Origin of the sequence: Plantibacter sp. Mn2098, from assembly GCF_049319745.1 — a bacterium.
Classification (GTDB): domain Bacteria; phylum Actinomycetota; class Actinomycetes; order Actinomycetales; family Microbacteriaceae; genus Plantibacter.
Window position 1 is genome coordinate 172042 of the sequence record NZ_JBMOUH010000003.1, and the last position, 18570, is coordinate 190611.

Here is an 18570-nt window from a genome sequence, read left to right on the forward strand (position 1 = left end):
CTGTGGACAGATCTGACGGGGAGGACGGCGACGTCCGTACGCTGTCCGGATGGACGTGACGAGGACGGTCAGACGGCTTGGCCGGATACAGCGGCGCGGAGCCGGGCCGACTGCGCTGCCGACTGCGGCGTACGCGGTCTCAGGGCTCGGGCTCGTGGTGCTCAGTTGGGCGGCTGCAGATGGCCGGCCGGTCGCCGTGCTGCTCGTCGCACTCGCGATCGCCACTCCGGCACTCGTCTGGATCGACGTCCGCGAGCACCGGCTGCCCAACCGGCTCACCATCCCGCTGCTCGTCCTCGCCCTGCCGATCGTGGTCATCGACCCGGTGATGAGCGGGTTCGCGATGTGGGTGCCGGCCGTGACCGGACTCGCAACGGGCGCACTGCTGCTCTGCCTGTCGATCATCGGCGGCCTCGGGATGGGGGACGTCAAGCTCGGGATGATCCTCGGGTTCGGCGCCGGATGCTTCGGGGTCTCATCAGCCATCGCCTCGCTCCTGATCGCGATGCTGACGGGAGGACTCGCCGGCGGTGCGGTCCTCCTCGCCGTGCGGATTCGGCGGCGGACGCCGAGCGGATCGATCGATGGGGATCTCTCGCGAGTGGGCGGAGAGACAGGCCCGCCGACCGCGGCGAGCAGGATCGCGTTCGGGCCGTTCCTGCTCCTCGGATTCTGGTGCGTCGTTGTGCTGAACGCGACGCTCGTCGCTCGATCGTGAGGGTGCTCGCCGTCGTAGGCTGGAGGTATGGAACAACGCACGCTCGGCCGCACCGGCCGCCCCGTTTCGATCGTCGGCCTCGGCACCTGGCAGCTGGGAGCCGACTGGGGAGATGTCAGCGAGGAGGACGCCCGCGCGGTCCTCGCCGCCTCCGTCGAGTCAGGCATCACCTTCTTCGACACCGCCGACGCCTACGGCGACGGTCGGAGTGAACGCATCATCGGCCGCTTCCTCGCCGACAACCCCGGCGCAGGCGTCACCGTTGCGACGAAGATGGGTCGCCGTGGCGCCCAGGACCCTGCGCAGTTCACCCTCGCGAACTTCCGCGAGTGGACGGATCGCTCCCGCAGCAACCTCGGCGTCGACCGCCTCGACCTCGTGCAGTTGCACTGCCCGCCGACGCCTGTGTTCTCAAGCGACGCCGTCTACGACGCGCTCGACACGCTTGTGGACGAGGGGGCCATCGCCAACTACGGCGTGAGCGTGGAGACCTGCGATGAAGCGCTCGCGGCGATCGCGCGTCCAGGGACGGCGAGCGTCCAGATCATCCTCAACGCATTCCGACTGAAGCCGCTCGACGACGTGCTGCCGGCGGCAGTCGCAGCGGGTGTCGGCGTCATCGCGCGTGTTCCGCTCGCCTCAGGCCTGCTCAGCGGCCGGTACACGGAGACGACCTCCTTCGCACCCGATGACCACCGCAGCTACAACCGCGACGGCAGCCACTTCGACGTGGGGGAGACGTTCTCCGGCATCGACTTCGCGAGCGGTGTCGCTGCGGCCGCCGAGCTGGCCGAACTCGTCCCGTCCGGTCTCACGCCGGCGCAAGCCGCGATCGCCTGGGTGACCCAGCAGTCCGGCGTGACGAGTGTGATCCCCGGTGCCCGCTCCATCGCACAGGCCGGATCCAACGCGGCTGCCGGCCTCGCGGCTCCCGTGCCGCAGGCCTACATCGATGCGGTGCGCTGGATCTACGACCGCGACTTCCGCGAGGCGATCCACGACCGCTGGTGACTGTTCACAATTCCGGAATTCGTGGGGCAGGAGTGACGAAATTCGGCGAAAACCGCAGTTCTGGGCTGATTTCGGCCGAGAGTTCCGGAATTGCGGACGGATGGATGCGGGGCGCACTTCGACAGGCTCGGTGACCGGGCGAGGTGCAGATGCGGTGTCGGGGCCCGTTTCGGCTCGGTGACCGGTCCCACACAGGATCGGTGACCGGTCCGGGCGCCGGCTCAGTGACCGGGGTCGGCTCAGTGACCGGGTCGGCTCCGGTGCTGCGACTGGGGTGGCTAGGGCGCTGCGAGTGCGTCCGCCGGGGTGAGGACACGACCGCGCGCGAGGTCGGCCTTCGGGGTGTTCCCGAGGAGGAGACCGATGTGGTCGCCCGCCGCTCCGACGGTGAGCGTCCGGCGGAACGCTTCGATGCCGGTCACCCGCAGCTGCACCGGATTGCCGCCGTCTGGATCACTGGCAGTCAGCCGATCCCCGACCGCCACACGTCCGCTCTGCACCGTGCCTGTCGCGACCGTTCCGCGTCCCGTGATGACGAACACGTCCTCCACGATGAGCCGGAAGGGCGCCGCGGCAGCCTCCGTCGCGACGTTCCGGTCGTAGTTGGCGCGGTCGATCGTCGCCTCGCCCTGGTAATCGGACACCGTGGTGTCGTACTCAATACGTCCGAACAGCCTTGACCAGAACCCCATGGCCCGAGTGTACGGGCAATCCGTCAACTGCCGTTGAGTACCCCTCGGCGACACCCACCGGCGCCTGTTCGCAATTCCGGAATTCCTGTGACAGGAGTGACCAAATCAGCAGGAAAACGCCGTTTTGGGCGGATTCGGGCCGAGAGTTCCGGAATTGCGAACAGAACCGTGCTTGGGTGCGGGGGAGGGAGACGCGGGAGCGAAGGAGCCGGCGTGCGTCAGCCGGCGTGCGTCATGGAGAGCACGTCGAGGGCGGCATCGAGCTGCTCCTCGGTGATCTCGCCGCGTTCGACGAAGCCGAGGTCGATGACGGCCTCACGCACGGTCAGGCCCTTCGCGACCGAGTGCTTCGCGATCTTCGCAGCCGACTCGTAGCCGATGATCTTGTTGAGCGGCGTGACGATCGACGGCGACGAACCGGCGAGGGCGGCCGCGCGCTCGAGGTTGGCCTCCAGGCCGTCGACGGTCTTGTCGGCGAGGACGCGGGTCGCGTTCGCGAGGAGACGGATGCTCTCCAGCAGCGAGGTGCCCATGACCGGGATGGCCACGTTCAGCTCGAACGCGCCGGACGCACCTGCCCAGGCGATCGTCGCGTCGTTGCCGATGACCTTGGCCGCGACCATCAGGACGGCCTCGGGGATGACGGGGTTGACCTTGCCAGGCATGATCGAGGATCCGGGCTGGAGGTCGGGGATGTGGAGTTCGCCGAGGCCCGTGTTGGGGCCGGAGCCCATCCACCGGAGGTCGTTGCAGATCTTGGTGAGGCTCACGGCGATGACGCGAAGCGCGCCGGACGCGTCGACGAGGCCGTCGCGTGCGCCCTGCGCCTCGAAGTGGTCCTTCGCCTCGGTGATGGGCAGCTCGGTCTCCTGTGCGAGGAGTTCGATGACGAGCTGCGGGAAGCCCTTTGGCGTGTTGATGCCGGTGCCGACGGCCGTGCCGCCGAGCGGGACCTCGGAGACGCGGGGGAGCGCCGTGCGGATGCGTTCGATGCCGAGACGGATCTGGCGCGCGTAGCCGCCGAACTCCTGGCCGAGCGTGACCGGCGTCGCATCCATGAGGTGCGTGCGGCCGGGTTTGACCGCGCCCTTCCACAGCTCCGCCTTGGCTTCGAGGGCGACGGCGAGGTGGTCGAGCGACGGGATGAGGTCGTCGATGAGGGCGCTCGTCACGGCGATGTGGACGGAGGTCGGGAAGACGTCGTTGGACGACTGCGACGCGTTGACGTGGTCGTTGGGGTGCACCTTGCTGCCGAGTCGCGTCGATGCGAGCGTTGCGAGGACCTCGTTCATGTTCATGTTCGAGGAGGTGCCGCTGCCGGTCTGGTACGTGTCGACCGGGAACTGGGAGTCGTGGACGCCGGTGACGACCTCGTCAGCCGCGCCGGCGATCGCATCGGCGATGGCCTGGTCGAGCACACCGAGCTTCGCGTTGGCGAGGGCCGCGGACTTCTTGATGCGTGCGAGTGCCGCGATCTGCGCCGATTCGAGGCCCGATCCCGAGATCGGGAAGTTCTCCACCGCCCGCTGCGTCTGCGCGCCGTAGAGCGCGGAGACGGGGACCCGCACCTCGCCCATGGTGTCGTGTTCGATGCGGTACTCGGTTGCGGAGTTGTCTACCACGCTGTTCGTTCTCCTTCGATGCGGCTTTCGCCTGGGTGGTGCTGCTGCTCGTGCAGCGATTGGTGAAGTGGATGATGCCGGTGTGCTCGATGTGCCTGTTGTGCGTGCAAGCGTTCACGGGTGGGTCGCCTGCGGCAGCCCGGACTGCGCCGACTATTCGGGGTCGACTGCGACGTCCGGGATGGTCGTGTCACCGATGATGAGGTCGGGGACGGCGGTGCCTTCGAGGAGTTTGTAGTTGGCGCCCACCACAACGAGTTCGCCGTCGGCGACGGCCTGGCTGATGAGCTCGGACTGTTCGAGGAGTTCAGCGACGGTGTGCCGCAGGTGCTCGCGTCCGACTTCGAGCGCGTCGATCGTGGTCGTGTCGATCGGACCGGTGATGTGCCCGCCCGACTCGGCATGGGCGTCCGCCACCTGTCGGACGGCGGGGACGATGCGCTGCACGATGTGGTCGATGTGCGCCGGCAACGCGACCGGGTCCGGCCCCTGCGAGTCGATGGCCGCGCGGACGGCGCCGCACTCGTCGTGGCCGAGGACGAGGATCAGCGGCACGTGGAGCACGCCGACGGCGTATTCGAGCGATCCGAGGACCGAGTCGGAGATGACCTGACCGGCGTTGCGGACGACGAAGAGGTCGCCGAGGCCCTTGTCGAAGATGATCTCGGCAGCGAGTCGCGAGTCGGAGCAGCCGAACAGTGCGGCGTGCGGCTCCTGCGCGTGCGCGAGGGTTTCGCGGCGTTCGACGTCCTGGCGGGGGTGCAGCGGCGTTCCGGCGACGAAGCGCGCGTTGCCGCGCAGCATCTCGGCCCAGACCTTGCCCGGGGCGCGCTTGACCGCGTTCACTGGGCGCTCGTCGTGTCGGCTGCGGAGACTCCGTTGATGTTGGAACGGATGTCCGGGGTGATGCTCTTGGCGACGTCCTTGATGGATGCCGCCGGCGCCGTTCCGAACACCGCGATGGTGCTCGGTCCTGCGACGGTTGAGAGTGCGTATCCCACATTTCCCTTTCCGGTGCCACTGCCGTGTTCGTAGACGATCCAGTCGATCCCGTCGATCGTGACGGTGCCCGTCGGCTTGGCGCTGTCGAGCTGGGTGGAGAGCCAGGTGTCGTTGGCTTGGAGGCCCTGGACGATGCCGACGAACTCGTTCTCCGGGGAGATGAGGCCGACGTTCCAGGACTGGATGTTGTCGCCGGAGGACGTGCGCAGCTCCGCGTAGTTGCTGGCCCACGCCTTGGGGAGGTCCGGGGTGACGAGCTTCGAGTCGATGCCGGCCTGCGCCTCGGAGGCGAGCTGTGAATAGTCGATGTCCGGACGGTCCGGCGCTTCAGCACGCGGAACGGCGAGGACGATGACGAAGACGAGGACGAGCGTCGCGATGAGCGACAGCACGAGGTTGTTGACCGTCTGTCGGCGGCGGTGGTTGCGGGAGTTCTCGGCCTTCCGGGCCGCGGTCTCCTGCGAGGTCTCCGGCCGCCCGAGTTCTGCGACGACCCGAGGAGCCTTTGCTGCACTCATTCCGCGCCGCCGGCCGTCCCGCTCGCGGAGCCGTCTGCGGCGGCGTCGGCATCGTTCGCTCCGGCATTGACCTGCGCCGCGCGCGCGGCGTCGAGGCGGGCCTTCGCGCCGATGAGCCAGTCCTCGCAGCGCTGCGCGAGGCTTTCGCCGCGCTCCCAGAGCTGGAGGGACTGCTCGAGTGTTGAGGATCCCTGCTCGAGCTCGGAGACGACGCGGACCAGTTCGTCGCGCGCCTGTTCGTAGCTCAGCGCCGAGACATCGGTGGTGGTCGCCATGGTTCTATCCTATTCGTCGTCTGGGGGCCCGTGGGCGGGTTCGGTCGGTTGCCGGAGGTCGTCTACGGCTGGTCGTCGCCTGTGGAGGTCGCGCCGAATGCGCCGGCCGCGACGGTGACGCGCAACCGGGCGCCGTCCGGGGCGTCATCCGCCGCTCGGACGATCGTGCCGTCCGTCAGTTGCGCGATGGCGTAGCCGCGATCCAGCGTGCGTTGCGGCGAGAGGGCCCGCAGTTGGGAGCGGAGGTCCGAGACCTCTCCGCCGGCGCGTTCGATGGCGCGATCGATGAGCTCTGCACCACGCGCGACGGTGCGGGTGAGCTCTTCCGAGCGGGATTCGAGCATCCACTCCGGGTGGGCGAGCACCGGGCGGGAGCGCATGGCTGCGAGCCGGTCGATCTCGTGGGAGAGGAGCGTGGACACACGCGACGAGAGTCTGGCCTTGGCCTGCTGGACGCGGGACAGCTCTTCCGCGACGTCCGGGACGACGCGCTTCGCGGCATCGGTCGGGGTGGAGGCGCGCAGATCGGCGACGTCGTCGAGGAGCGGACGGTCCGCCTCGTGGCCGATGGCGCTCACGAGCGGTGTCTCGCAGGCGGCCGCCGCCCGCACGACGCGCTCATCGCTGAAGCCGAGCAGGTTCTGGAAATCGCCGCCGCCGCGGGCGACGATGATGACGTCGACCTCGGGGTCGGCATCGAGCGTCTGGATGGCAGACACGACCTCGCCGACCGTCCGGTCGCCCTGCACGGCCGAGTGCACGACCCGGAACCGGACCGAGGGCCACCGGAGCTGCGCGTTGCGCAGGACGTCCTTCTCCGCGTCGGAGTCCTTGCCGGTGATGAGTCCGATGCAGTGCGGCAGGAAGGGCAGGCGGCGCTTCCTGGACGGCTCGAAGAGCCCCTCGGAGGCGAGCTGCGCCCGGAGCCGCTCCAATCGTTCCAGGAGGTCGCCGAGGCCGACGTGCTTCATGGCCATGACCTGCATGGTGAGCGTGCCGCCCTTGAGCCAATAGTTGGGCTTCACGAGTGCGATGACACGATCGCCCTGCTTGAGGTCGGCCGGGATCTTGGCGCGAACGGAGGACCAGATGGTGAAGCCGACCGTCGCGTCGACGTCGACGTCCTTGAGCTTGCCGTAGACGTTGCCGCCAGAAGCACCCCACTGGGTGATCTCGCCTTCGACCCAGACGGAACCCAGACGATCGATGTAGTCGCGGAGCTTCGTGCCGAGTTGGGAGATCGGCCACGGGGCATCGGCACTCGGTGGTGCGTCGGTCACGGTGCTCCTCTGGGGTGGGTGCTGGCTTCGATCCAGCCTACCCGCGACCGCCGACGCCGGTCGCGGCGGGTGGTGCGGCCGGTGGTACGGGACCCGCCCAGGCTGACCCGCGTAGAATCGACCTGTGACAGATCTGCGTGAAGCCACAGCCGTCGGACTCGGGATGCCCCGCCTCCGTCGGGTCGCCGGCCGGTTGGCCAACAACCCGGTGGCCGGTGAGAAGCGTGTGCTCCTGGCAGCTCCCCGCGGTTACTGCGCCGGTGTCGACCGCGCGGTCATCGCCGTCGAGAAGGCGTTGGAGCACTACGGAGCCCCCGTCTACGTGCGGAAGCAGATCGTGCACAACATCCACGTCGTGAGCGAGCTCGAAGCCCAGGGCGCCATCTTCGTCGACGAGGTCGACGAGGTGCCGGAGGGCGCGCACATCGTGTTCAGCGCTCACGGCGTCTCCCCGGCGGTGGTCAATGCGGCAGCCGATCGCGGCCTCCAGGCCATCGACGCCACCTGCCCGCTCGTCACGAAGGTGCACCGCGAAGCCGTTCGCTTCGCGAGGGACGACTTCGAGATCCTCCTCATCGGCCACGACGGCCATGAAGAGGTCGAGGGGACGGCGGGCGAGGCCCCGGACCACGTCACGATCGTCAACAGCCCGGACGACGTCCCGAACCTGCAGGTCAAGGACCCGGAGAAGGTCGTCTGGCTCTCCCAGACCACGCTCTCCGTCGACGAGACGATGGAGACGGTCCGTCGTCTCCGCGAGCGGTTCCCGAAGCTGCAGGATCCGCCGAGCGACGACATCTGCTACGCGACGCAGAACCGCCAGGTGGCCATCAAGAAGGTCGCCCAGGACGCCGATCTCGTCATCGTCGTCGGCTCGGCCAACTCCTCCAACTCGGTCCGCCTCGTCGAGGTCGCCCTCGAGTACGGCGCGAAGGCCGCATACCGGGTCGACTACGCGAGCGAAGTCAAGCAGGAATGGCTCGACGGCGTCGTCACCGTCGGCGTCACGAGCGGCGCCTCGGTGCCGGAGGTGCTCGTCCAGGAAGTGCTCGACGACCTCGCCGGCGCCGGATACGGCAACGTCCAGGAAGTGAAGACGGCCGAGGAGGACCTCATGTTCTCGCTGCCGAAGGAACTCCGCAAAGACCTCAAGGGAAAGCAGGACAACCGGGCGCTCGGCGGCCGGAACCGATCATGACCGATTCATCGGCACGCCCCAAGCGCCCGCAGTTCGGCGAGTACGCGACGCCGGAAGAGCAGCGTGCGTCCATCCGCGAACCGCTGGACGAGCAGCGAGCTGCGGAACTGGGCGTCTCGCCCGTGGTCCCGCTCGGGACGTCGTCCGGTGACGAGGCGAAGCCAGGCGATGCCTCAGCATCCACGTCGGGACATCTCGCCGATGGCTCCGCACCGGTCCACCCCGGCCCATCGCAGTCGGCCGGTTCCGGTCACTTCGCAGGTTCCCGGCCAACGCCGCCGGCAACCCCTCCCATGGCGCCGACGCGGTACGGCCCGAACGGCGAGGTCCTCCCGCCGAGGCGCAGCGCCGACCGCATCGCCACCTTCGTGCTCATCGCGATCGGCCTGCTGAACATCGTCGTGACGATGCCCAACCTGCTCGATCTCGCTGGGGCCGTCCGCACGGTGTACGTGCAGTTCGACATCTCCGGGTACAACTCGGATCAGCTCGCGCAGATCCTCGGCATCACGGCGCTGCTCGCACAGGTGATCCTGTGGGTCGCGGCGTTGATGCTGTCCTCGAGGGCTCTGCGCGCCGGGAAGCCCGCGTTCTGGATTCCGCTCGTCGCTGGCGTTGTGGCGAACGTGATCCTCATCGCCGCCGTGTCGATCGCGATCGCATCGGACCCCGCGTTCCTCGCCTTCGTCCAGGCCAACTCGGCGAAGTAACAATGAAGTAGCGCCGGCCTGACATTTCGGGGTCCTGTTTCGTCACCCTGGTGAGGGCGATCTCCGCCCAGGAAAGGCGGTACGTCGTGACAACTCTCGGAGCACCCGGTCCGGTTCGCAACATTGTGGTGCTGGGGGCCGGATACGCCGGTGTGATGGCGGCCAACCGGCTGCTGGCCTCGCGCACGGCCGGCGAGCACACGCAGCTTCGTGTGACGGTGGTCAATGCGCGCGAACGGTTCGTCGAACGCATCCGGCTGCACGAGTTGCTCGCCGGAACGGTGGACGACGTGTCGATGCCGCTGTCCGACATCCTGCATCCGGATGCGCAGGTGCTCGTCGGCTGGGCCAAGCTGATCGAGCCGGAACGCAACATCGTGCACGTCACGAGTGCTGCGGGGAGCGTCGAAGTCGCGTACGACGAGCTCGTGTACGCGGTGGGCAGCGCGAGCACCCCAGCAGACGTGGTCCCTGGTGCCGGCGAACACGCGCTCTTCGTGGGTGATCCCGAGCGGGCGGCGGCCGCGGCAGCGGAGCTCTCCGCGCTTCCGGCGTCGGGTCGAGTGGTCGTCGTCGGAGGTGGGCTGACCGGTGTCGAGACCGCGAGCGAGATCGCGGAGCGTCGCCCGGAGCTGCGTGTGAGCCTCGTCGTCGGCGCCGAGGTCGTGCCCGGGCTCGGCGCCGGATCGCGGCGGGCCGTCGAGCGCGCGCTGGCACGCCTCGGGGTCGAGATCGTCGCGGGGGAGCGTGTGCAGGCGGTTCGTGACGGCGAGGTCCTCTTCGAGTCAGGCTCGAACCTGCCGTTCGACGCGTGCGTCTGGGCGGCAGGATTCACGGTCCCCGACCTCGCAGCGGTCAGCGGACTCGCGGTCGACGCGTCTGGGCGGCTCCGTGTCGATGAGGATCTGACCTCGATCGACGTCGCCAACATCGTGGGAGCGGGAGACTGCATCGTGCTGCCGACCTCCAACGGCGCGCACCTGCGGATGGGCTGCGCGATCGCGCTCCCGCTGGGCGGGCACGCGGCCGAGACGGTGCTGCACCACCTGCGCGGGACGACCCCGGCGTCGGCGTCCATCGGGTTCCTGGTGCAGTGCCTGAGCCTCGGACGCACGCGAGGAGTCATCCAGCTCGTCCGTCCGGACGATCGTCCCAGAGGATTCTTCGTCTCTGGGCGTCCTGCCGCCTGGTTCAAGGAGTACATCTGCACGAGCACCGTCGCCTGGACGCGGAACGAACGCATCCGACCGGGTTCCTACCGGGCCCCGAGCGGACCGAAGCAGCACCTGCAGCAGCCGGTGCCGACATCGTGAGCGGCGGCTCCGTGATCTCGCCGGAGGATCGCCGCAGGCTCGGGGCGGTCGCCTATCGCATCCTCGGTTCGTTCCACGATGCGGAAGACGTCATCCAGGAGACGCAGATCCGCTGGAGTCAGTTGGATGCGGAGCAGCGGTCGGTGATCAGGGAGCCGCTCGCGTGGCTCACCCGTGTCGCGTCGCGCATCGCGCTCGACCTCCTCGGCAGTGCGGCGTCCAGACGAGAGGCGTCGTCGGGGATCTGGTTGCCGGAGCCGGCCCCCGACGAGTACCTCGGGGTCTCGCACCTCGCCTCCGATCCGTCGGACCTCGTCGCCCTGGACGAATCGATCAGTCTGGCGTTGCTCGTCGCGATGGAGACGCTGACGCCGGCCGAACGGGTCGCGTTGATCCTGCATGATTCGTTCGGGCTGCCGTTCGAGGAGATCGGGCGCATCCTCGGACGGACGAGCGCTGCCGCTCGACAACTGGCGAGCAGCGCGCGCACCAGACTGCGCAGTCGCCCGGCCGACGATCCGCAGTCGGCGGCCCGCGACCAGGTCGTGCTCGCGTTCCAACAGGCGTGCGCGAGCGGCGACGTCACTGCCCTGGTGGCGGCGCTCGCGCCGGACGCCGTGTCCCGAGCGGACGGCGGCACACACGTCGTCACCGCCACCCGGCCGATCGTCGGCGCCGACAACATCGCACGGTACCTCCTCGGGCTGCTGTCTCGTGAGCAGTCGCGGACGGACGTCGTGTCCGAGATCGTCCAGGCGAACGGCTGCAGCGCGGTCGCCGTCTTCAGCGGTCAGATGCCGATCGCGCTGCTCGATCTTGCCGTCTCTCACGGCCGGATCAGGGAGATCGCGTTCATCGTCGACCCGGAGAAGCTCTCGGTGCTCCGCCGGAGGTGAGCGGCGCCCCGTCGCGGAGCTTCCTCGGCGGTCGAGATCGGTCAGGCTCGTTCTGCGGGCAGCCAAGACGACGGAGTGGCGAAGAGTTCCTGCAACTCGTTGAGCAGCCGTGCCGTGTGGAAGCCATCTGCCGCTGCATGATGTATCTGCGCTGCAACGGGCAGCCATATGCGTCCGTCGGCCTCTCGATACCGGCCCAGGGTGAAGATCGGTGCCAGGTGCCGCCAGCCGTCGCGCACCTGCAGACTGAAACCGCTGAAGGACACCCAGGGGACGCTGGAGATGTCGAACACGTTCGGTGGCATATCAGGCTGCGGCTGGAATGAGGTCGCATCACGATGCGACGCCAGGACATGGGCGGCGTGCTCGTGGAACTCGGTGAACCGAGGCGAGAACGGCGCCCAGACGCTGGCGAATGTTTCGCGTCGAGGGTTGAAGACCGTGAATGCGGGATGCACAACGTCCCAGATCGACGGCGTCCCGTCATCGGCGAGGGTCATTCGGAACTCGGAGTGACGATTCACGACGGACGCGATGGCCCAGATCTGGGCGATATAGGTCTTCCACGGTGAGCCGCGGAGCGCAGTTGCCAGCTCTGTGGCGTCAAGGTCGACGGTGATGGCGTAGGTGCATTCCACACGTGTGAGGTAGTGCTCGAAGTGCTCTCGGCGAGGCCAAGTGGCCAGATCGATGGGGTGCGCTTCAGTCATACGGAGAGCCTAAGCGGCCGCCTCGGTGACAAGCGTCGTGTATCGCAGATGCTGACCCAGCATGCCCCGTTCGGGGCGAGCCACGGTCTTTGAGGTAGTTAGTGGTATTTGATTTCCTGGGTTAGGTATAGACCAAAGCTAATCCACCTGGCTAGCATGTGAGTCGTACGCCGTCGGACCAGATCCGACCAGACCACATGCGCCCCAGGAGGAAACGTGATTCGTGTCGGACTACTCGGTTCCGGATTCATCAGCGACACCTACGCCGACGCCCTCCAAGACGTCCGCAACGCCGAGATCGTCGCCAACTACTCCCGTGATCTCGCCCGCGCCACCGCGTTCGCCGAGAAGTGGGGCCCGATCCAGAAACAGTACGACGACATCGCCGCACTGTGCGCGGACCCCGACGTCGACCTCGTCGTGATCGCGCTGCCCAATGAGGCCCACGTCGACGCCGTGCGCATCGCGGCGGAGGCCGGCAAGGGCATCGTCTGTACCAAACCGCTCGCCCGCACGGGCGCCGAAGCCGCCGAGATCGTGCGGATCGTCCGTGAGCACGATGTGTGGCACGGATATGCCGAGAGCTCGGTCTTCTCGCCCAACATCGCCAAGGCGCACCAGATGGTCGCCGCCGGCGCCATCGGCGAGGTCCTGACGATGCGCGCCCGCGAGGCGCACTCCGGTCCGCACGCGCCGCACTTCTGGGACGCCGAGACGGCCGGCGGCGGCGCGCTCCTCGACATGGGTTGCCACACGGTCGAGTCGGCCAGGCACTTCTTCGGCAAGGACAACCCCGTCACCGAGGTCTTCGCCTGGGGCGCCACCATGGTCCACGGCGACAAGACCACCGGCGAGGACACCGCCATCGCCCTGCTGAAGTTCGCGGGCGGACAGCTTGCGCAGATCGAATCGTCCTGGATCGAGAAGGGTGGCATGCAGCTGCGTCACGAGCTCGTCGGCACGGCGGGCCGCATCGTCACCGACACCTCGAACACACCCGTGTGGGGCTTCATCGAGAACCCGGCCGGCTATCTCGTGGAGAAAGCCGATGCGGACACCGGATGGGTGTACCCCGTCCCGGAGGAGGCGCGCGCCTACGGATTCAGCCAGGAGATGCGCCACTTCGTCGACTGCTTCGCGAAGGGCGTGCCCCCGATCGAGACCTTCGACGACGGACACATCGTCAACTGCATCCTCGACGCGTGTTACGCCTCGATGCGCTCGGGCGTCTGGGAGACGGTGCAGCTCCCCGCATGACGAGTGCAGACGTCACGCGATCGGCCATCAGGGTCGACAGCGTCGAACCGCTCTGGTCCCAGGCCGTCGCGGCCGTGCGGATGCGCGTCGCCGACGGGTCGTTGCGTCCGGGGATGCGGCTCCCGCCGGAGCGAGAGCTCTGCCTGAGCCTCGCCATCTCCCGCGTCACACTGCGGAAGGCGCTGCTCCGACTCGTCGACGAGGGTGTGCTGAAGCCGTCGCACGGGCGCGGGTGGTACGTCGCGGGTGACGAGGCCAAGGAATGGCCGAACAGTCTCGAATCATTCTCCGAAACGGCGAGGCGGATGGGGCTCGTCGCGAGTTCCGTCGTCCTGCGATCCGAGGTCGCGATGGCCACCCTGGACGAGGCCGAACGGCTCGCCATCGCGCCGGGGACGCCCGTGTTCCACCTCGTGCGCGTCCGAAAGCTCGACGGGGTGCCGATCGCGGTCGACCGCTCACTCGTGCCTTCGCACCTCGCACCGCGCCTCGATCGCGCCGACTTCACCACGGCGTCGCTGTACGAGACGCTCACGAGGGCTGGCCTCGACCTCGTGGACGCGGGTTCCACGATCGAGGCGACCGAAGCGGACGACGACGTCGCGGCGCAGCTCGGAGTCGCCGAGCGCCGTCCGATCCTCGTGATGCATCAGATCGTCCGCGACCGGGCGGAACGCCCAGTGCTGTCCTCGACCATCCAGTACGCGGGGGATCGGTACCGGCTGCGCACCTTCTTCGCGCGGGCAGGGGCGTCCTCTGGGCCGATGTCCGGATTCGGTGTCGATTGAAGCGCATGGATCGGGCGGGGACCACCACAATTGAGATGAAAATAGGTACCGCTTTGGACAGGCTTTGGTATGCTGTGGTCTGCAATGCGATGCGAGATCGCGTCAGAGCGGACGTCGTCCGGCCCGCTGACGGACGACTGACGGACGACACACAGGGAGAGTGGTGACGGCATGAGCGCGACCCACCCGCTGGGAGTCCAGCTGTACAGCGTCCGAAACGATCTCGGGCACGCCGCCGACGGCTCGTTCGACGACGCCGTCCTGGAACGCACACTCGGCCGCCTCGCCGGGTTCGGGTTCACGCACGTCGAACCGTACGACGTCATCGGCTACCCGGAGGCACTCGGCCGGGCGATGCGCGCCACCGGGCTCCTCGCGACGACCGCGCACGCCCGGGTGACCGGCCCCGATGCCGACGCCGTCTTCGCGGCGGCCGGCCCCCTCGGCATCAACACGCTCATCGTCCCGTGGGTCGAGCCGTCCTCGATCTCGGACCGTGACGGCGCGTCCCGCCTCGCCGACGCCGTCAACCTGGCTGCCGCACGCGCCGCTGCGAGCGGTCTGCGCATCGGCTACCACAATCACGACTTCGAGTTCTCGCAGGACGTCGACGGCATCTCGGCCTACGAACGTCTCGTGTCGCTGCTCGACCCGACCGTGGTCCTCGAAGTCGACACCTACTGGGCGGCGACCGGCGGTGCGGACGTGTTCGAGCTGCTGCCGCGCCTCGCGGACCGCGTGCGCTTCCTCCACGTGCAGAACGAGCCGCGCGACGAGAGCGACCCACCGGTGCTGGGTGTCGACGTCACCGGCAGGCTCGGGCAGGTCATCCAACTCTCGAAGAGCTTCGTGGAGATGCCCGTCGTCGAGGTGGTCGTCGACGACGGCGACGTGTTCCCGATCCTCGAACGAAACGCACACTTCTTCCTCGACCAGGTCAACGCATGACGGCGGCGAACGCCGCGGGCGGACGCCGGAGCGGACCGATGGGCGTCGGCATCATCGGCGCAGGCAACATCTCCGACGAGTATCTCCGCAGCCTCACCTCCTACCCGGACATCCAGGTGCTCGGCATCGCCGACCTGGACCTCGAACGTGCTGCGGCGCAGGCGGCCAAGTACGGCGTCCCGTTCTCCGGCTCGACCGCCGACCTCCTCGCGCTCCCGGACATCGAACTCGTGGTGAACCTCACGGTTCCGGCCGTGCATGCGAGCGTTGCGCTCGAAGCCATCGGCGCAGGCAAGCATGTCTGGGGCGAGAAGCCGTTCGCGCTCGACCGGGCATCCGCCGCCGCGATCCTCAGCGCGGCCGAGGCGGCTGGAGTGGTGGTGGGCAACGCCCCCGACACCGTCCTGGGGGAGGCCGTGCAGCACTCGCACCGCCTGCTGCGCGCCGGCCGCATCGGTGAACCGCAGACCGTCCTGACGCTGATGCAGGGCCCCGGCCCGGACGCCTGGCACCCGCGCCCTCAGTTTCTGTTCGCTCGCGGAGCCGGCCCGCTCTTCGACATCGGACCCTACTACTTCGCGACGCTCGTGCAGCTGTTGGGCGGGATCGAGAGTGTGCAGGCCGTCGGCCATCGCGCGCAGGCGGAGCGGGTCATCGGCTCCGGTCCGGACGCCGGCGCATCGTTCCCGGTCGAAGTCTTCACCCATGTGAGCGTGCTGACGAGGTTCCGCAGCGGGGTCGTCGGCACGTCGATCTACAGTTTCGACTCGCCGGTGCGCCGACAACTGTTCGAGATCACCGGATCGCGCGGGACGCTCGAGGTGCCGGTGAGCGGATTCGACGGACCCAGCCGGGTCTTCCCGGCCGGCGGTTCGGACGCGGAATGGGAGCGCATCGATCCGCCGGGGGTGCCACAGGAGCGCGGCGTCGGGGTCCTCGAAATGGCCAGGGCGATCCGTGCGGGACGACCGCCACGAGCCGACGGGCTCCTCGCAGCGCACGTGCTCGACGCGATGCTGGCGGTGGAGGAATCGATCGAGTCCGGCCTCCCCGTGACCGTGCGGAGCGAGGTCGGGGACATCGATGCCGTCGACGTCGACTGGGACCCGGCGGCGGCCACGCTCCACGCCGAGATCCCGGCCGAGCCGGGGCTGCACGACCCGGAACCGCACGACCCGGAACCGCGCGCCCCACACGTGCACAGCACACCACCTCAGAACGGAGAAGCCGCATGACGGATGTCGTAGTCGGAATGGACGCCGGCGGGACCAAGCTGGCCGTGCGCATCGAGGACCTCGCTGGGGTCCGGATCGCCGAAGCGCAGTTCCCGGCCGAGGATTGGAGTGCGGAACCGCCCGAGGCGGCAGCCGCATGGCTGCTGGAGCGGCTCGACCGCGCGTTGCCGAACGGCGCGCGGGTGCTCGCGCTCGGCGTCGGCGCCCAGGGTTGCGACACTCCGGAGCTGTGCGCCGAGATCGAGCACGCGATGCTCGCGCGCGGTGTCGACGCGGTCGTCGTCAACGACGGTGCACTCCTCGTCCCGGCGAGCGGCCTGACCGACGGGATCGGCGTGATCGCCGGGACCGGATCCATCGCGGTCGGCCTCGACACGGCGGGAGCTGCGATGTTCGCCGGCGGTTGGGGCTGGGTGCTCGGCGACGACGGCGGTGCCGCAGCGCTCGTCCGCGAGGCGACGAAGGCGGCCCTCACGGCCTACGACGACGGCGCTCAGGATGACGGACTCCTCGGCGCGCTGCTCGGAGCCTTCGGCGTGGATGGCGCCCCTGCCCTCGCCCGGGCGGTCAACGACGATCCCCGTCTCGAACACTGGGCGCCGCGGGGTCCCGTCGTGTTCGCCGCGGCCGATGCCGGGTCGACGCTCGCGAGATGCGTCATCGAAGCGGCCGGGCACGACCTGGTGCGGACCGTCGGGCAGCTCGTCGCGCGCGGCGCGGTCGGCACCGAAGTCGTGGCGGCCGGGAGCGTCATCGTGAACCAGCCGCGCCTGCAGGACGCGGTCCGCGACCGACTCGCCGAACGCCACCCGGGGTTCGGCTTCCGACTGCTCGACGACGATCCCGTCGCCGGGGGAGTCGTGCTCGCCAGACGGCTGCACGAGCGCCACCAGAACCGCTTCGACCAGACCGACGCCGCGGCGATCGCCTGACCGGTCTGCGGCCGACCGAAGCTGCACCTCACGAACACACCAACAAAGGAGTTTGAGTATGGCAATCGCAACGATCAACCCCACGACCGGCGTCGTGGAACAGGAGTTCACACCGCACACCGATGCGGAGGTCGAAGCCATCGTGGCCGGGACGTTCGCGGCGAACGCCGTCCTCGCGAAGACGACGTTCGAGCAGCGCGCCGAATGGATGCGTGCCGCAGCCGACCTGCTCGACGCCGAGCTGGAGACCGTCGCGGCCCTCGCATCGACCGAGATGGGTAAGACCCTCGACACGGCTAAGTACGAGGTCGCAAAGTCCGCCCGCGGTATGCGCTGGTACGCGGACCACGCCGCGGAGTACCTCGCTGACGAGCACCCGGTCGAGGCCGGTGACGTCGGAGCGAGCTCGGTCGGCCTCCGCTACCAGCCGCTCGGCACCGTCCTCGCCGTGATGCCTTGGAACTACCCGTTCTGGCAGGTCATCCGGTTCGCGGCCCCAGCGCTCATGGCCGGGAACACGGGCCTCCTCAAGCACGCGTCGAGCGTCCCGCAGTGCGCGATCTACCTCGGTGAACTGTTCGCACGGGGCGGCTTCCCCAAGGAGGCGTTCCAGACGCTCCTCATCGAGGGCGGACGCGTCGCGCCACTGCTCGACGACCCACGCGTCCGTGCCGTGACCCTCACGGGTTCCGTCGGCGCAGGCGCATCGGTCGCGGCGGCAGCCGGCCGGAACATCAAGAAGTCCGTCCTCGAGCTCGGCGGCGCCGACGTGTTCGTCGTGATGCCGTCCGCGGACATCGCAGCCGCTGCGACCGCCGGGGTGAACGCCCGTGTGCAGAACAGCGGGCAGAGCTGCATCGCGGCCAAGCGGTACTACGTCCACACCGACGTGTACGACGACTTCGCGGAGCGCTTCGTCGCCGGGATGGCCGCGCAGCGCCCTGGAGACCCGTTCGGTTCCGAGACCGACTTCGGCCCGCTCGCCACCGAGCAGGGCCGGATCGACGCGCACGAGCTCGTGGAGGACGCCGTCGCCAAGGGAGCGACACTGCTCGCCGGCGGCGTCGTCCCGGACGGGCCGGGCTGGTTCTACCCGGCCACCGTGCTCGCCGACGTGACCCCGGAGATGCGGATCTTCCGTGAGGAGTGCTTCGGGCCGGTCGCGACCATCTTCCGCGTGGACGGCGTCGAGGACGCCATCGCCCGCTCCAACGACTCCGACTTCGGTCTGAGCTCGAGCGTGTGGACGAACGACGACGACGAGGCCGAGCGGTTCCAGGACGGCATCGAGGCAGGCGGCGTCTTCGTGAACGGGCTCACCGCATCGTTCCCGCAGCTGCCGTTCGGCGGCATCAAGCAGTCCGGGTACGGTCGTGAGCTCTCCGCCCTCGGCATCCGCGAGTTCACCAACATCAAGACGGTCTGGCGCAAGTAGTCGCGTCGTACACGCAGAACGGCGGGGCCG

19 protein-coding genes are annotated in these 18570 nt (G+C 68.7%); 12 read left to right on the forward strand and 7 right to left on the reverse strand.

What is annotated here, in order from left to right; all coding sequences use genetic code 11:
• Positions 1 to 49 precede the first annotated feature (49 nt).
• Positions 50 to 718, forward strand: coding sequence for a prepilin peptidase (locus ACL9RL_RS06310; protein ID WP_422779363.1), 669 nt, complete (start codon positions 50 to 52; stop codon positions 716 to 718).
• 27 nt (positions 719 to 745) lie between these two features.
• Positions 746 to 1729, forward strand: coding sequence for an aldo/keto reductase (locus tag ACL9RL_RS06315; protein ID WP_422779364.1), 984 nt, complete (start codon positions 746 to 748; stop codon positions 1727 to 1729).
• A 278-nt stretch (positions 1730 to 2007) separates the two neighbouring features.
• Here the strand turns inward: ACL9RL_RS06315 and ACL9RL_RS06320 are convergent, their stop codons facing one another.
• The 6 genes from ACL9RL_RS06320 to xseA all read right to left on the reverse strand — a co-directional run bounded on the left by ACL9RL_RS06320 (position 2008) and on the right by xseA (position 7118).
• Positions 2008 to 2421 (reverse strand): EF-Tu/IF-2/RF-3 family GTPase, encoded by a 414-nt coding sequence (locus ACL9RL_RS06320; protein ID WP_422779365.1) that lies wholly within the window; start codon positions 2419 to 2421, stop codon positions 2008 to 2010.
• Positions 2422 to 2639: 218 nt separating this feature from the next.
• Positions 2640 to 4043 carry a class II fumarate hydratase gene (locus ACL9RL_RS06325; protein ID WP_422779366.1) on the reverse strand — a complete coding sequence of 468 codons (1404 nt, stop codon included), beginning with the start codon at positions 4041 to 4043 and terminating at the stop codon, positions 2640 to 2642.
• Between the two features lie 153 nt (positions 4044 to 4196).
• Complete coding sequence (locus ACL9RL_RS06330; protein ID WP_422779573.1) at positions 4197 to 4847, reverse strand: carbonic anhydrase; 651 nt, start codon at positions 4845 to 4847, stop codon at positions 4197 to 4199.
• A gap of 38 nt (positions 4848 to 4885) precedes the next feature.
• On the reverse strand, positions 4886 to 5563 hold the full coding sequence (locus tag ACL9RL_RS06335; protein ID WP_422779367.1) for a DUF4245 domain-containing protein: 678 nt from the start codon (positions 5561 to 5563) through the stop codon (positions 4886 to 4888).
• On the reverse strand, positions 5560 to 5838 hold the full coding sequence (locus ACL9RL_RS06340; RefSeq protein WP_422779368.1) for an exodeoxyribonuclease VII small subunit: 279 nt from the start codon (positions 5836 to 5838) through the stop codon (positions 5560 to 5562). The genes ACL9RL_RS06335 and ACL9RL_RS06340 overlap by 4 nt, the downstream gene beginning before the upstream one ends.
• 62 nt (positions 5839 to 5900) lie before the next feature.
• Positions 5901 to 7118: an exodeoxyribonuclease VII large subunit gene (gene xseA, locus ACL9RL_RS06345; RefSeq protein WP_422779369.1), complete on the reverse strand. Its 1218-nt coding sequence runs from the start codon at positions 7116 to 7118 to the stop codon at positions 5901 to 5903.
• 163 nt (positions 7119 to 7281) lie between these two features.
• Here xseA and ACL9RL_RS06350 point away from each other — a divergent pair, with 163 nt between their 5' ends.
• The 4 genes from ACL9RL_RS06350 (at position 7282) to ACL9RL_RS06365 (ending at position 11235) form a co-directional block, all read left to right on the forward strand.
• Positions 7282 to 8316: a 4-hydroxy-3-methylbut-2-enyl diphosphate reductase gene (locus ACL9RL_RS06350; protein WP_422779574.1), complete on the forward strand. Its 1035-nt coding sequence runs from the start codon at positions 7282 to 7284 to the stop codon at positions 8314 to 8316.
• Positions 8313 to 9026: a DUF6264 family protein gene (locus ACL9RL_RS06355; protein WP_422779370.1), complete on the forward strand. Its 714-nt coding sequence runs from the start codon at positions 8313 to 8315 to the stop codon at positions 9024 to 9026. Before ACL9RL_RS06350 ends, ACL9RL_RS06355 begins: the two co-directional genes overlap by 4 nt.
• Before the next feature lie 86 nt (positions 9027 to 9112).
• Positions 9113 to 10339 (forward strand): NAD(P)/FAD-dependent oxidoreductase, encoded by a 1227-nt coding sequence (locus tag ACL9RL_RS06360; RefSeq protein WP_422779371.1) that lies wholly within the window; start codon positions 9113 to 9115, stop codon positions 10337 to 10339.
• Positions 10336 to 11235, forward strand: a complete 900-nt coding sequence (locus ACL9RL_RS06365; RefSeq protein WP_422779372.1) for a sigma-70 family RNA polymerase sigma factor — start codon at positions 10336 to 10338, stop codon at positions 11233 to 11235. Before ACL9RL_RS06360 ends, ACL9RL_RS06365 begins: the two co-directional genes overlap by 4 nt.
• Positions 11236 to 11276: 41 nt before the next feature.
• Here ACL9RL_RS06365 and ACL9RL_RS06370 read toward each other — a convergent pair whose 3' ends face one another.
• Positions 11277 to 11945: a CatA-like O-acetyltransferase gene (locus ACL9RL_RS06370; protein ID WP_422779373.1), complete on the reverse strand. Its 669-nt coding sequence runs from the start codon at positions 11943 to 11945 to the stop codon at positions 11277 to 11279.
• Positions 11946 to 12161: 216 nt separating this feature from the next.
• On the opposite strand from ACL9RL_RS06370, the gene ACL9RL_RS06375 reads away from it, so the two are divergent.
• The 6 genes from ACL9RL_RS06375 (at position 12162) to aldh (ending at position 18540) form a co-directional block, all read left to right on the forward strand.
• Positions 12162 to 13202 carry a Gfo/Idh/MocA family protein gene (locus ACL9RL_RS06375; protein WP_422779374.1) on the forward strand — a complete coding sequence of 347 codons (1041 nt, stop codon included), beginning with the start codon at positions 12162 to 12164 and terminating at the stop codon, positions 13200 to 13202.
• Positions 13199 to 13990 carry a GntR family transcriptional regulator gene (locus tag ACL9RL_RS06380; RefSeq protein WP_422779375.1) on the forward strand — a complete coding sequence of 264 codons (792 nt, stop codon included), beginning with the start codon at positions 13199 to 13201 and terminating at the stop codon, positions 13988 to 13990. Before ACL9RL_RS06375 ends, ACL9RL_RS06380 begins: the two co-directional genes overlap by 4 nt.
• Positions 13991 to 14161: 171 nt before the next feature.
• Positions 14162 to 14938, forward strand: a complete 777-nt coding sequence (locus ACL9RL_RS06385; protein ID WP_422779376.1) for a sugar phosphate isomerase/epimerase family protein — start codon at positions 14162 to 14164, stop codon at positions 14936 to 14938.
• Positions 14935 to 16173 carry a Gfo/Idh/MocA family protein gene (locus ACL9RL_RS06390; RefSeq protein ID WP_422779377.1) on the forward strand — a complete coding sequence of 413 codons (1239 nt, stop codon included), beginning with the start codon at positions 14935 to 14937 and terminating at the stop codon, positions 16171 to 16173. Before ACL9RL_RS06385 ends, ACL9RL_RS06390 begins: the two co-directional genes overlap by 4 nt.
• A complete protein-coding gene (locus ACL9RL_RS06395) occupies positions 16170 to 17105 on the forward strand; it encodes an N-acetylglucosamine kinase (protein ID WP_422779378.1) in 936 nt (311 codons plus the stop codon). The genes ACL9RL_RS06390 and ACL9RL_RS06395 overlap by 4 nt, the downstream gene beginning before the upstream one ends.
• Positions 17106 to 17163: 58 nt before the next feature.
• Positions 17164 to 18540: an aldehyde dehydrogenase AldH gene (gene aldh, locus ACL9RL_RS06400; RefSeq protein WP_422779379.1), complete on the forward strand. Its 1377-nt coding sequence runs from the start codon at positions 17164 to 17166 to the stop codon at positions 18538 to 18540.
• Positions 18541 to 18570: the final 30 nt, after the last annotated feature.